We start from the raw sequence: 12,928 nt of genomic DNA, 5'->3' as shown, positions 1-12,928 counted from the left end.
CATCCCTTTCCGTTTGAAGCTCTTCCTGTTGTAGGTGTGCCAAAACCGCCTTCTTTTGTTCTACCACACTTGACGCGGAAAGGAAAGGGCTTGCTTTTTACCCGAGGCGTCTGGTTGTAAAAATAAGAAAATGAGTGATATTCAGGTCCTCGTGAAAATGGGGATATTTCTCCAACATTTCGGCAGACGGCTTGGGTTCAATCATCCCTTCCAACAGCAAACCCGCCTCAATAATGGTCTGTACATAGCTGCCCAGCGTACGGTGAAAGTATAAAAACTTTTCTTCCTGATCATAAGGAATGGCTTGCTCCAATGGGCCTTCGTTGAAATATTGATCCACTTTCCAATACAGCTTTTTTCCTGTCTCATCCTTCACCCAACCGCTCTGCGGCGTCTGAAAGCACGGATGCAGAATAGAAAAAATAAAGCGGCCTCCTGGAACTAATAACCGCCGTATTTCGGCAATCGCCTGCTCATATTGAGCCAAATCCTGTATGACCATATTGGACACGATCAGATCAAAGCTCTGGTCCCCGAACATCTCCAGCTTTTCCAGATTGCCATGGTGATATGTAATTCCCAACGCTGACGGCGTTCGCTCTTTGGCTAGCCTCAGCATCTCTGTCGAGTAATCGACAGCCTCCACCAAAGCACCCGCCCTGGCCATTTTCCGGCTCAGATAACCTTCGCCACAGCCAGCATCCAGCACCTTTTTGCCCTCAAGGGGCCCCATACAGGCTTGCAATGCCGGATTCAGCAGCACTTCGCGAGACCGATCCCCTTCCTCCGTGTACTTGGCCGTAAAGTTTTCTGCATGCATATCCCAGCGTCGAATGGCCTCTTTCGTGTCCCACTTATTCATATTCATCTCCTTCTTTCTCTTGTATTTACAAATCCGATGCTATACTACAATCCACGTAGGGCCACAGATTCTACACTCATTTCTGTATTTTTTCAATAATAATGCTTACAAATTTAAAATATCTAATTAACACATGATTTTTACATGAATTATACAGGTATTCCATATTCAAATAGTGTGGTAGTGTTTATTAGAAAGCGCTTTCAAAAATAACTTTGTAAAGGGGCCTGTTATGTTAAAACGAAGACCCGTTTCATTGCTGTCGTTGACGCTTGCCATCACTCTATTGTTATCTACGTTCGCATCCGTTGCCGCTGCTGCCGAATCTGACGGACAAGCACCGCAAGCTGCGGCTGCGAGCAGCATGCAATCGTATGTGGAAGCCATGCAGCCTGGATGGAATTTGGGAAATTCTCTGGATGCTGTCGGGGCGGATGAGACAGCCTGGGGCAATCCGCGCATTACCCAGGCGTTGATCCAGCAAATTGCTGCCCAAGGATACAAAAGCATACGCATCCCGGTCACCTGGGATAAGCACATTGGAGCAGCACCGAACTATACCGTTGAGTCTGCCTACATGAACCGTGTGGAAGAGGTTGTTCGCTGGGCACTGGATGCCAATCTGTACGTCATGATCAATGTCCATCATGATTCATGGACGTGGGTAAGCAGTATGGAACCCAAACATGATGAGGTGCTGGCTCGCTATAACGCATTATGGACACAAATTGCCCAGCGCTTTAAAGATCAGCCTAACAAGCTGATGTTCGAAAGTATTAACGAACCCCGTTTCTCCGAAGGAGGAACTACGGATGAAACGAAAATGAATCAGATGCTCCAAGAACTGAACGTATCCTTCCACAAAATTGTCCGCGCCTCTGGCGGTAAAAATGCCACTCGTCCCCTTGTTCTGCCTGGCTTGGACACCGCACCGGCTCAGGCCAAAATCAACGAGCTGTACAACACGATAACCAAGCTGAACGATCCCAACCTGATTGCCACCGTCCACTATTATGGTTATTGGCCTTTCAGTGTGAACATTGCCGGATATACTACATTTGAGAAAGATACCAAGAACGATATTGTCCAAACCTTTGATAACGTCTATAACACCTTTGTAGCCAAGGGGATTCCGGTCATTGTCGGTGAATATGGCCTGCTCGGCTTCGACAAACATACAGGGGTTATTGAACAGGGCGAAAAGCTAAAATTCTTCGAGTTCCTGACCTATTTTATGAAGGAGAAGAAAATAACAGGTATACTCTGGGATAACGGCCAGCACTTGAACCGGACAACGTACAAGTGGTCTGATCCCGAACTCTTTAATGTCATTAAGTCCAGCCTAAAAGGACGCTCCTCCAATGCAGCCAGTGACCTCATTCACTTGAAGAAGGGCACTCCTGTTCAGGATGCCAAGGTCATCTTAAACCTGAACGGCAATCAGCTGAAAACACTCAGTACCAACAGCAAGCAACTAACACAGGGCACCGACTATACGCTGAGCGGAGACACATTAACCTTAAAAGCCAGCTTGCTCACCAGCCTGACCACTTCCGGTAAATATGGGGAGAATGCCGTCATTACCGCTAAGTTCAACAAGGGGACAGACTGGAATTTCAAAGTGGTCGTGTATGATACCCCAAAATTAAGTGCTGTCGAAGGGACTACGCAAGCCTTTACCATTCCAACAGACTTCCGTGGTAGCCAGCTTGCCACGATGGAAGCCGTTTATACCAATGGTGGCAATGCCGGTCCACAGGATTGGACACCTTATAAGGAATTTGGCAATACCTTTGCCCCTGCCTATGATGCCAATGGCATCAAGCTGCTGCCTGAATTTTTTAATAGTGTAAAAGATGGTGAAGTCACGCTAAAGTTCCACTTCTGGAGCGGCGATGTGGTGACGTACAGAATCACCAAGAGCGGAACCCATGTAACGGGAACGACATCTTAATCTAAGGCGCAGCAGAAGATCAAAAAAGGCGTTCCCGGAAATGAGCCGGAGAACGCCTTTTTATAGTTAAGCCTATAAATTAAACCTTAGCCTTCCGGCTTATCTGTTAATTTTAACGTCACCGATTCTTCCTTGCCTGCCCGGTAAAAAGTAACTTTCAGCTCATCGTCAATCTTCTTGTTATCGTACAAGTAGCGACGTAAATCAAGCGTTGAGTTAATCGGTTCGCTATCAAACGCTGTAATGACATCGTTCAGCTTCAAGCCAGCCTCCTTGGCAGGACCGTGGGCTTCCAGAACGACTGCCCCATTCTTCACGCTGTCCGGCAACTTGAGCTCCTTGCGCTGAGTTTCATCCAGCGGTGCATATTCATTATTGAGGTCGACCGTGTATACCCCCAGATAAGGGCGGGTGATCTTGCCGTCCTCAACCAGTTCATTCACCGTCTTCATCACCTCATTGGCGGGAATGGCGAAGCCAAGTCCCTCAACACCTGTATCAGCGATTTTCATCGTATTGATGCCAATCACACGTCCGTCCAGATCGACCAGCGCGCCGCCACTGTTTCCCTCATTAATCGCCGCATCGGTCTGGATGACATGCTGTTCCCAGTCATATACGCCATCCTGATTAATGGAAATGGGAATAATCCGATTCGTATAGCTCACAATGCCGGAAGTGAGCGTATCGCCCAAGCCAAGCGGATTACCAATGGCAATCACGGTCTCGCCCAGACGAAGCTTACTGGAATCACCGATATCTGCTATCGTGCTAATGCCCTTATCGTCTACCGCTAGCACTGCGATATCGCTAATGCGATCCTTGCCGATCAGCTTCGCCTCTTTTTTGACACCATCCACAGTTACAATCTCCAGATCATCCGAGCCTTCAATCACATGATTGTTAGTCATAATGAAGGCTTTGCCGGAAGTTATCCGGAAAATAACACCCGATCCAAGCGCCGACGGCTCCGTGCTATGACCGTCTTCCCCTTTCAGGTTCACGATGCTGACGACGGCCGGACGTACCTTGGCTGCCGCCTGCACAATCCGGTCATACGGGTCACCCGCCGCTTGGCGCATGGGATAATGACTTGCTCCGGTTACTGCTGTCGTGGAGGGCAGACCTGTAATAAAGCTGAACAGCAGCACCGCAACCACCGCACTAACTGCACCGCTAATGACAGCGGCCTGCACCGGGCTCACGTCCCGGTTCCTGTGCGGCCATCGTCCCTGTCCTCCACGACGTGCCTTGAATGCCTTTTTTTTGGCCGCACGCGTGGATACCCTCGTTGAATAAAAATCGTCATCAAACAAGCCCATGCTAATCCTCTCCCCTTCGTTGTCATGCACCGACACTCACTAAAAAATTAGGGCTATTCGGGCTTGCGCCAACCTATGCTACAGAGACTCGCTCCGTTTGAACGCCAAAATGGATTGAATATCCCCCATGACCGAAACAACCGCTCATTTCAGCCTACTTATTAATCACCACAAATGGGGCCTCCCTAAGCATCCTGATCTCATTAACCAGCATACACGCCGCATCCCGCTCCGAATAGAGGAAAAAGGAGGAATGATTTCCAAATCAATTGACTACAATAGTAACAAGTCTTCTATTCTATTACAAAATGATCGTCTCATAGAGACGTTCTGGCCTGTTCCCGTTCGCTTGTAACAGCTTATGCTTCCGATATGAGCTTTCTTTCAGAAAGCTTTCAGTTGTTAGCTTTATTGTATCACAGCACCCGGCAAAACCACAGGCAGAACCAAGCTGATCACACGCCATTTTTTAAATATTTTAACAGGAGGAATGTATGATGAATCAACATCGCTCAGCTATGGATGAAGTTCGTATAGCTGCCAAGCTTGCGGATCTGAAAGACGAGCATTACCGCAACACTCTGGCGTTAAGTACACTCATTGAGCTACTGGTAGACAAAGGCATTGTGACCCGCGAAGAGGTAGAACGCAAAGCCGCCGAACTGGATAGTTTTATGACTCACTCACCTTATCCCACGGTGTAGGACGGTCATAATACGTATCACACAATCGGAACTCACTGTCCTTGTAAAAGCAGCCGCGGTCCTCCATCGCCCCGCGCACCGTCAGCTTTGCCAGCTCCATCATATTGTGGTCGCGACTCAAATGCGCCAAATACGTTCGCTTCGTCCGCCCTGTCAGCAGCTCGCTAAGGATCGCGCCCGCCATTTCATTGGATAAGTGACCGATATCGCTGAGAATACGGCGCTTGATGTTCCATGGATAACGCCCCATGCGCAGCATTTCCACATCATGATTAGACTCCAATACCAATACATCTGCGTCTGAAATGGCCTGCTTCACCTTGTCGCTGACATAGCCGAGATCGGTGGCTACACTGAGCTTTTCTGCCCCATCGTAAAAGCTATAGCCTACCGGCTCAGCCGCATCATGGGATATGCCAAAAGACTCTACGCGCAACGATTCAAATTCCCGTGTTCCGCCTGTCTCCAATATTCTGCGGTTATCGTCCGCAATCTGACCAACGGCATTACTGATGGCAAACCACGTCTTCTCATTCGCATACACAGGTAAATTATATTTACGCGCCATGGCGCCTAGTCCTTTAACATGATCGGAATGCTCATGTGTGACCAAAATACCATCCAACTCTTCTCCGCTCAGATCGCGTTCTTTTAGCAATTCATCAATACGCTTCGCGCTGAGACCTGCGTCGATGAGTAATGTCGTGTCTTCGTTCCGGACAACGGTGGCGTTGCCGGTCGAACCGCTCGACAGCACGGTAAATGAAATCCCCATATTTGTTCAAGACCCTTCTGTTTGTTCTGTCTTTGGACTTATGACATCTCCATTCATCTGCACATAATACACGCCTTGCCCGTTGTCCAGCATAAACCGCCATACAGGCGCAGCTACCTGGCTATCCGAGTTAAAGGTTTGTCCGTAATAACCAAGCCGTATATCCTTCACAATCGCATCACGCGGCAAATAACTGTCAATCAACCGTGCCAGCGCCTTGGATGCGGGCAGCATTTTCTTCGCTTCATCCGAGGGCTGGAGATCAACCTGAATTTTGCGATATCCTGTAATCTTCTGATTACTGTAAAACAGGGCCAGCTTCACATTAAACAGCGGCCATTTATCCTGTACCAACGGATGCAGCACAAAAGCGTCCGTCTGTCCGGATGCCGGCTCCTCCTGTACATCCAGTGGATCGTACTGGTAGTTGTCGATATCCTTGATTTGCGGCTGTAATGCCTCAACCAGCGAATCGTGAGTGAATACAAGCTTGCTGTCTACCGGCTTCACCAGCTGCACGCGATCATCCTTTTTCCCACTATGAACATACGTGTAGGAAAGCTTGGGCAGCTGCGGGGTATCCCCGGGAATCGGAGCCAGCACCTGAATGCTCTTTTCTTCCATTAAACGCTGCGTATTTTCATCCAATGAAGTAAAATCCAAATTCGGCCCTGCCGTTTCCTGCGCATCATTCCACAACTGGCGCCCCAGCACTACATTGAGCAGCAAAAATGTACAGATCAGTACGTTTTTCGCGCGGCTCCAATCCATTCCCGTTCCCCCTTTCTGCCATAAGCCTATATGGTCACTTCTTTGACTCCTGAGATTGCTGTGTTTGCGGTGTACTCGACGTTGTCGCTGTTGCGGCCACAGCGTGAATCTCTGCCACTGAACCATCGCCCAACGTAACCCGCCACTCGGGAACGAGCTTTAACCCATCATTGGTCAGCTCCGGCTGATATACAGGGGTCAGATTTCTAATCGTTTTCCCTTTGGCTACAGCTTCCAACTGCTTCTTCAAAGTTTCGCCGCCTGGAAGCATAACCTTTTTCGAGGATTGTTCGCCGCCCTTTAGATACAACAGCGAACGATCATAGACGGATGCCGTTTCCTGCTGGATTTCCAACAAAATCGTGCCAAACCGGAAGGATGGCGTATCCAGCACCGGATAAGCTCCGTAATACTGCTGGAACAGCACGCTTGTACGATTTTCATCACTGCTTCTGATTTTCAGTTGATAAGAAGCATCCCAACCGCCATGCTGATTTACAAAATCAACTGCGGCCAACACATCCCTAATCGGGCTGCTTCCGCTCGCTCCCGGGGCGCTGGGATCGGTATAGCTCATCCATCGCTGATCCTGCTTGATTTGCAGACTGCGCTTGCTGTCTGTATAAATTTGCGAACCATCCTTCTCCTGAATATTACGCGTAATCCCCGGATCGAAAAATAAATTCCGCTGCATCTGCTCTGTCGTGAACAACCCGGCATATACCACTGGCTGCACCGTCTCCAGGTTATCTGCGGGAATGTAATACTGATTATCCACCAGCTCGTACAACGGGGCATTTTTACCGAAATTCACATGCTGCCGGATATCCTCCACCGTCATATCGAACTGATTCGCCTCATACACCACATCACCTCTGGCACTGAAAAAGAGAGCGTGCGGCTTGGCATTTTTCTCATCTATATAGATCCAGATACGGTTAATCGTCTCTCCCTGAAATACAGAATCCGGCGTCAGACGCATGACCCGTTCCAGTAATGAAACCGGGACCCCGCCTGAAAAAGACAATTCCATGCCCTCATTCTCGCTGCGAATCCGCGCCCAATCCGCCGACTGGATACTTCGACGTTGAAAGCTGTTAAAGCTCCGGCTTTCCAGCCGTTTAAAAATCAAATCATAGAAAGCAACACCCGGATAAAAAACGGTATGCTTGTTTTGCCCTTGGTGAATCAGCATTTTATCGGGAAACACGAGATTTTCAATCTTTTTCTCCTGTCCCATGCTCTCGGTTTTAACATAGTTTGTCTCTGAGGTAAGTACAGAATCACTGCCAGGAAGGCGATAAATCAGAAAATAACTCTGTACGAGGCTGGAAGCAACCAGCAAAATAAGCGCCCATGACTTCAAACGTTCCTTCACTGTGCTTCCCTCCCTTCACCCGACATGGGTAGCGTAAAGGTCGTACAGGTTCCCTGACCGTATTCTGACTCCAGAAAAATCTGGCCCCCATGCGCCTTTACAATTTCCCGGGCAATCGATAGCCCCAAGCCTGTGCCACCCATATTGCGCGATCTGGCCTTGTCCACACGGTAAAACCGTTCAAAAATCCGGTCCAAATCCTTTTTCGGAATCCCGATTCCGGTATCCTGAACCGAAATAGCCAGCATTCCCTCACTATTACGGCGAGCTTCAATTCGAATATTCCCGCCCTCCGGCGTATATTTCAAAGCATTGGACATCAGATTGTCCAACACCTGTTCAATTTGATCCCGGTCAATCACGACCTTGCCGATCCCCTGCTCCACGAACATTCCAGACCGGATATTCTTTTGCTTCATTTGAAAAGAAAACCGATCCGCGACTTCGTCCAGCATTTCCATCACGTCCGCAGGCTGCATCCGCAAAGGCGATTCATTGGAATCCAGCCGTGACAGATGCAGCAAATCCGTAACTAACCGGATCATACGCTCCGTCTCGTTGCGGATCACGCCTACGAAACGCTCCGCGAGCTGCGGTTCACCCATTGCCCCGTCATCCAGCGCTTCGGCATAGCTGCGGATCGTCGTCAACGGGGTGCGCAGCTCATGCGATACATTCGCTACGAACTCCCGCCGTGTCGTCTCCATTTCCTCCTGCTCCGTCACGTCCTGAAGCACCGCAATCGTTCCCGTGATGCCAAATTCCCGCCGATGAATCGGCGTGAACGTCACGCGGATAACGATCGGCTCGTCCTGACCCGCGGGCTCCAGTTGTAACAGCGTGGAGGCCGAAGAACCGCTGTACAGGGCCTCGGTTTCCTCCGGGTCGATACCGAGCAGCACCGCGATATGTCTGCCGGTCATTTCGTTCTCGTTCACGCCCAGCATCGCGCTGGCTCGGCGGTTGACCAGAATAACCCGGCCATTGTCATCTGTAGCGACCACTCCGTCGCTCATGTTGGTCAAGATGGAGGAGAGCTTTTCCTTCTCCTCTTCATTTTGTGACAACGCCTCGCGCAAGCGGCCTGTCATATAGTTAAAGGCCACACTGAGCCTGCCGATCTCATCGTCGCCAAACACAGGCATCTGCTGGTCGAATTTGCCCTCGGCAACCTCTGTCGCATGACGCGTCATCACCTTGATCGGGTGTGTAATCGTATGCGCCAGCACCACGCCCAGCACAGCCGTCAACGCCAGTGCAATCAGCATGCCTGAAAGAAACACATTGTTAATGCGTTTCATCGTATCGTACAGCTCGGTCATGGAGGCAGCGATATACACTGCGCCGACAATCTTGCCTTGGCTGATGACGGGCTTGGCGACGACCTTCTTGCGGACATTATCCTCGTCCACCATGTACTCCTCGTTGTCACGAATACCCTGGAGTGCGCGGCTGACCACCGTCTGCGTATTTTTGCGTCCGACATAATCGGCGTGTGAGCCTTGGGACGTAATCAGCACCTTACCGCTGGCATCCAGCACCTGAATTTCTGCGCCGCTAAAATCAAACAGATTATTCACGCGTGCGCGCAGACTTTCCACGCTGTCTTCCTCCATTTTACCGTCACTGCCGTTCAGATCCTGCTCTGCCAGCACGGACAGCATTTCCGCCCGCGCCTGCAAGTCCTGTGTAAAGTTGCTCGTCAAAGAGTTCTTCATCGAGCTGACAAAATAGACCCCAATTAGCTGCATCGCCACTAAAATCAACAGCACATAAATAATGATCAGCTTCGCATGAATAGTGCGAAAGAAAGACAGCCATCTCATGCCCGCAGGCCACCTTTGCCTCCGCTAATAATATATCCGAGTCCACGGCGCGTCAGGATCGTCTCCGGCTTGCTCGGGTTTTCCTCAATCTTCTCACGCAGCCGCCGGATCGTCACATCCACCGTCCGCACATCCCCGTAGTATTCGAAGCCCCACACCGCCTGGAGCAAATGCTCCCGCGTCATGACCTTCCCGGCATTTTTCGCCATATAATACAGAAGCTCATACTCCCGGTGCGTCAGATCGAGCGGTGTACCGTTTTTGTAAGCTGTATACATATCCGTATCAAAAAAGAGGTCCGCCACGCGCAGCCCCTGCTTCTCTTCCTGCGAGCGGCTTTCCGACGTGCCTCCCCCACCGCGCTGCTGTCTGCGCATCTGTGCCTTCACCCGCGCCAGCAATTCCCGTGTGCTGAACGGCTTCGTCACATAATCATCTGCGCCCAGTTCCAGTCCCAACACCTTGTCGATTTCGCCGTCTTTGGCAGTCAGCATAATAATCGGCGTCTGTAGCTGATGCCCGCGCACCTCGCGGCACACGTCCATGCCGTCCATCCCCGGCAGCATCAGGTCGAGCAGAATCAGGTCAGGCTGCTGCTTGACCGCGATATCCACCGCGCTGATTCCATCGAAGGCGCAAATCACCTGATAGCCCTCTTTTTCCAAATTAAATTTCAAAATATCAGCGATAGGCTGTTCATCATCCACCACCAGAATCGTTCCCTGCATACAGCGCTCACCTCTTCTCACGGATCATGTTATATATTAACTTTCGTTTGTCAGTGTCCATAAGCTGCTTATTCTATTCTACCATACCCGCACGCCATTCCATCACTTGTCCAGCCCCTTTTTCTTACACGAAAAAAGCCATGCCTGCACTACTGTTAAGCATGCAGAAAAACATGGCCTTCCCCCGTAACCTCATGAATCATCAATAACTCATCGTTATAAACGATCCATCTATCTTAAATACGTCATTGGATTGCGTGGCGTATTCTCTTTACGAATTTCAAAATGCAGATGTGTTCCTGTCGAGCGTCCCGTGTTACCCATAACTCCGATCGACTCGCCTTGCTGAACCACCTGTCCTACTTGAACGCCAATGCTGCTCAAATGCCCGTACACCGTCTGGTAGCCGTTACGATGGTCGATCATAATGACATTGCCGTAGCCATTCTGCTGACCTGCAAATGTAACTACACCTTCATCCGATGCGTGAATGTCAGGACTGCCAACCAAATCGACACCCTCATGCATACGTCCCCAGCGTGCGCCAAAGCTGCTCGACATCGTTGCGCCGGACACCGGCCAAGCGAACTGCCCAGAGCCTTCACCTACGACCTTCGTTCCTTTCAGAACCACCTCGGTAACAGACGGCTGCAATACCTTTTGACCGAGCCATTCCTCTTGCACGACCTCGCCGTTCTCCTTGGTCAGACGGTAATCCATTTCCTTCAACCCTGCTTGTCCCGGTCTGACAACCTTGGTAACTCCTGCTTTCAGTTCATCACTTTGGCGAACCTCAATCTCAGGCTCAATGGCAATCTGCTCGACGACTTTCTCCACCGTCCGGACCGTAACCGGAGCCTTTGGAGCCGTGAGCTTCAGTTCATCCCCGATTTGCAGATACCGCTCACGCGAGCCGGGATTGTTCTGCTTAATCTCCCAAGCGGTCATATTAAATTTATTCGCAATCGACGACAAGGAATCGCCTTCCTGTACTGTGTACGTTACGGGTGCCTCACGCGCTTCGGTCAGCGCTGTAACCGCTTCTGCCTCAGTCAGCACCTTGTTCGGGTCTGCTTTTACAGGCTCGTATGCAATTTTCTCACGAATGCTGGCAGACTCCAGCCACGCTTTAGGCGTTTTGCTACTGGCACTTGCATGACTGCTGCCCACGGATGTTTTGCGAACCAGTCCCTTGGTGCCTGTAGCCGTGCCTTCACCCGCAGGTGTGTATTTCTTCTGCACTTGCTTCAAAGCCGCCTGCGCAGTCGCTTTATCCTTTACAATACCGACCGTCTGGCCATTGACCTTTACTTCTACCCCTTTGGCATACGCAGTCAGCATACCATCCAGCTTCTTCAGTGTTGCTCCGCTGTCGATATCCACTTTATACGCCTTTTCAATGCCTGTTGTTACCGCGCTCGTATTGAGCACCATGTCCACACCGGGATACTTGTCCTTATATTGCTTGCTCTTCGTTGCATACAATTGCTTTAGCTGTTGCTCATTGAGGATGCTTCCGACCTCGACACCCTTTACATACACTTTATAATAAGGGACCGTATTGGCCCCGACATATTGGTTACCCGCAAAAATAAGACTGCCTGCAATCACTACACCACCTGCGGTCCAGCTCAACCATTTTCTCTGTCCGCTCCACCACTTTGCTATTTTTCCCGCTTTCCCAGCAGGCTTGTCTTCCATGCTCGAATCTTCATTCATGCTGTCTGGTGAATGCTTCTCCTTCAAAACCTCCATGATTCTCTCCTTTTCAGCATATCTTATCTCTATATAAATGCGTTCGTTATTGGTCTTTCACCCTATGAATCCAGCCTGTATTCACAAGCATCTATGATATTAGTCGCTATCTATCATTGCATAGTTGCGTAAAAGGTTTCAAAATTTTAACCTTTTCGCGACACTGTTTACTTTAACATAGCTTTTACAAAGAATTCAACTGCACCCTAGATCCTTCCTGACACGCAAAAAAATCCGCGCTCGGCGCGGATTCCACAGTCCTGTTGTGAGCATGTCTATTTAAGCATACCCATCAGCTTGTTGTATTCCTCTTTGGTCAAATATTTGGCAAGCACCTGCTGAATATCCTGAAGCTCTTGCTCGGTCAGACCGCCTTCCATCGCGGCTGATATTTTCTGCAATTCCTCAGGCGGTAGCTTATTCATCAGAATCGCGAAAATTTCCTGCTTCTGCTCTGCGGGTAAGCTATTCTTCTTTTCCGTCAAATTATCAGGCGTAATGACCAGGTCATGACCTTCAATACTCGTTTCAGGTGTAGCTGTACCTCCTGCGCCGCTCCCACTCTCATCTAATCCCTGTCCCATGACAGGTAAAGCATCATCAGGCGGTTTTACACTTTCCGAACCGCCGCCCGTAGCTTTGTTTTTTCCTGTATCTGTACTTTTATCAGTACCAGAGATTCCATTCAGCCAGCCCAATCCCCATACTGGCTGATGATCCAGTTGGATGTTAAACTGCCGCAGCAGCGATTGAACATAGGCATTCACGACCACACCTGTTACCGCCAGCGTTAAAGCGCTGACCAGCACCACCGTCATTCCTTTTTTTAGCAGCCATCCAAGCCACCTCATAT

The 12,928-nt window shown here is 49.8% G+C and carries 11 protein-coding genes; 2 read left to right on the top strand and 9 right to left on the bottom strand.

What is annotated here, in order from left to right:
- Positions 1–97: 97 nt before the first annotated feature.
- Positions 98–862, bottom strand: a complete 765-nt coding sequence (locus ACQ4MX_RS15200) for a class I SAM-dependent methyltransferase (protein WP_431085694.1) — start codon at positions 860–862, stop codon at positions 98–100.
- Positions 863–1,094: 232 nt separating this feature from the next.
- On the opposite strand from ACQ4MX_RS15200, the gene ACQ4MX_RS15195 reads away from it, so the two are divergent.
- Complete coding sequence (locus ACQ4MX_RS15195) at positions 1,095–2,816, top strand: cellulase family glycosylhydrolase (RefSeq protein WP_431085692.1); 1,722 nt, start codon at positions 1,095–1,097, stop codon at positions 2,814–2,816.
- Between the two features lie 86 nt (positions 2,817–2,902).
- Here ACQ4MX_RS15195 and ACQ4MX_RS15190 read toward each other — a convergent pair whose 3' ends face one another.
- On the bottom strand, positions 2,903–4,138 hold the full coding sequence (locus tag ACQ4MX_RS15190) for a S1C family serine protease (RefSeq protein ID WP_431085691.1): 1,236 nt from the start codon (positions 4,136–4,138) through the stop codon (positions 2,903–2,905).
- A 497-nt stretch (positions 4,139–4,635) separates the two neighbouring features.
- Between ACQ4MX_RS15190 and ACQ4MX_RS15185 the strand changes: the two genes are divergently transcribed.
- The gene (locus tag ACQ4MX_RS15185; RefSeq protein WP_134914527.1) at positions 4,636–4,842 is read left to right on the top strand and encodes a hypothetical protein; all 207 of its coding nucleotides are present in this window, start codon (positions 4,636–4,638) and stop codon (positions 4,840–4,842) included.
- Here ACQ4MX_RS15185 and ACQ4MX_RS15180 read toward each other — a convergent pair.
- The 7 genes from ACQ4MX_RS15180 to ACQ4MX_RS15150 all read right to left on the bottom strand — a co-directional run bounded on the left by ACQ4MX_RS15180 (position 4,811) and on the right by ACQ4MX_RS15150 (position 12,926).
- Positions 4,811–5,617 (bottom strand): MBL fold metallo-hydrolase, encoded by an 807-nt coding sequence (locus ACQ4MX_RS15180; RefSeq protein ID WP_134911794.1) that lies wholly within the window; start codon positions 5,615–5,617, stop codon positions 4,811–4,813. The genes ACQ4MX_RS15185 and ACQ4MX_RS15180 overlap by 32 nt on opposite strands.
- Before the next feature lie 6 nt (positions 5,618–5,623).
- A complete protein-coding gene (gene yycI, locus ACQ4MX_RS15175; protein WP_134911793.1) occupies positions 5,624–6,388 on the bottom strand; it encodes a two-component system regulatory protein YycI in 765 nt (254 codons plus the stop codon).
- A gap of 34 nt (positions 6,389–6,422) precedes the next feature.
- Positions 6,423–7,766, bottom strand: coding sequence for a YycH family regulatory protein (locus ACQ4MX_RS15170; RefSeq protein ID WP_431085689.1), 1,344 nt, complete (start codon positions 7,764–7,766; stop codon positions 6,423–6,425).
- A complete protein-coding gene (gene walK, locus ACQ4MX_RS15165) occupies positions 7,763–9,517 on the bottom strand; it encodes a cell wall metabolism sensor histidine kinase WalK (RefSeq protein WP_431091344.1) in 1,755 nt (584 codons plus the stop codon). The genes ACQ4MX_RS15170 and walK overlap by 4 nt, the downstream gene beginning before the upstream one ends.
- 71 nt (positions 9,518–9,588) lie before the next feature.
- A complete protein-coding gene (gene yycF, locus ACQ4MX_RS15160) occupies positions 9,589–10,320 on the bottom strand; it encodes a response regulator YycF (protein WP_134911790.1) in 732 nt (243 codons plus the stop codon).
- 231 nt (positions 10,321–10,551) lie between these two features.
- Complete coding sequence (locus tag ACQ4MX_RS15155) at positions 10,552–12,075, bottom strand: peptidoglycan DD-metalloendopeptidase family protein (protein WP_431085686.1); 1,524 nt, start codon at positions 12,073–12,075, stop codon at positions 10,552–10,554.
- A 275-nt stretch (positions 12,076–12,350) separates the two neighbouring features.
- Positions 12,351–12,926, bottom strand: a complete 576-nt coding sequence (locus tag ACQ4MX_RS15150; RefSeq protein ID WP_431085684.1) for a hypothetical protein — start codon at positions 12,924–12,926, stop codon at positions 12,351–12,353.
- Positions 12,927–12,928 lie beyond the last annotated feature (2 nt).

Source organism: Paenibacillus sp. 8b26 (assembly GCF_050626875.1).
Lineage (GTDB): Bacteria > Bacillota > Bacilli > Paenibacillales > Paenibacillaceae > Paenibacillus.
This window is presented reverse-complemented; position numbering and strand designations above follow the sequence as displayed.

What these genes read in the sequence shown, in the direction of transcription:
- ACQ4MX_RS15200 (WP_431085694.1), bottom strand. Translation starts at nt 862, where the DNA reads ATGAATAAGTGGGACACGAAAGAGGCCATTCGACGCTGGGATATGCAT.
- ACQ4MX_RS15195 (WP_431085692.1), top strand. Translation starts at nt 1,095, where the DNA reads ATGTTAAAACGAAGACCCGTTTCATTGCTGTCGTTGACGCTTGCCATC.
- ACQ4MX_RS15190 (WP_431085691.1), bottom strand. Translation starts at nt 4,138, where the DNA reads ATGGGCTTGTTTGATGACGATTTTTATTCAACGAGGGTATCCACGCGT.
- ACQ4MX_RS15185 (WP_134914527.1), top strand. Translation starts at nt 4,636, where the DNA reads ATGAATCAACATCGCTCAGCTATGGATGAAGTTCGTATAGCTGCCAAG.
- ACQ4MX_RS15180 (WP_134911794.1), bottom strand. Translation starts at nt 5,617, where the DNA reads ATGGGGATTTCATTTACCGTGCTGTCGAGCGGTTCGACCGGCAACGCC.
- yycI (WP_134911793.1), bottom strand. Translation starts at nt 6,388, where the DNA reads ATGGATTGGAGCCGCGCGAAAAACGTACTGATCTGTACATTTTTGCTG.
- walK (WP_431091344.1), bottom strand. Translation starts at nt 9,517, where the DNA reads ATGCAGCTAATTGGGGTCTATTTTGTCAGCTCGATGAAGAACTCTTTG.
- yycF (WP_134911790.1), bottom strand. Translation starts at nt 10,320, where the DNA reads ATGCAGGGAACGATTCTGGTGGTGGATGATGAACAGCCTATCGCTGAT.
- ACQ4MX_RS15155 (WP_431085686.1), bottom strand. Translation starts at nt 12,075, where the DNA reads ATGGAGGTTTTGAAGGAGAAGCATTCACCAGACAGCATGAATGAAGAT.
- ACQ4MX_RS15150 (WP_431085684.1), bottom strand. Translation starts at nt 12,926, where the DNA reads ATGAGGTGGCTTGGATGGCTGCTAAAAAAAGGAATGACGGTGGTGCTG.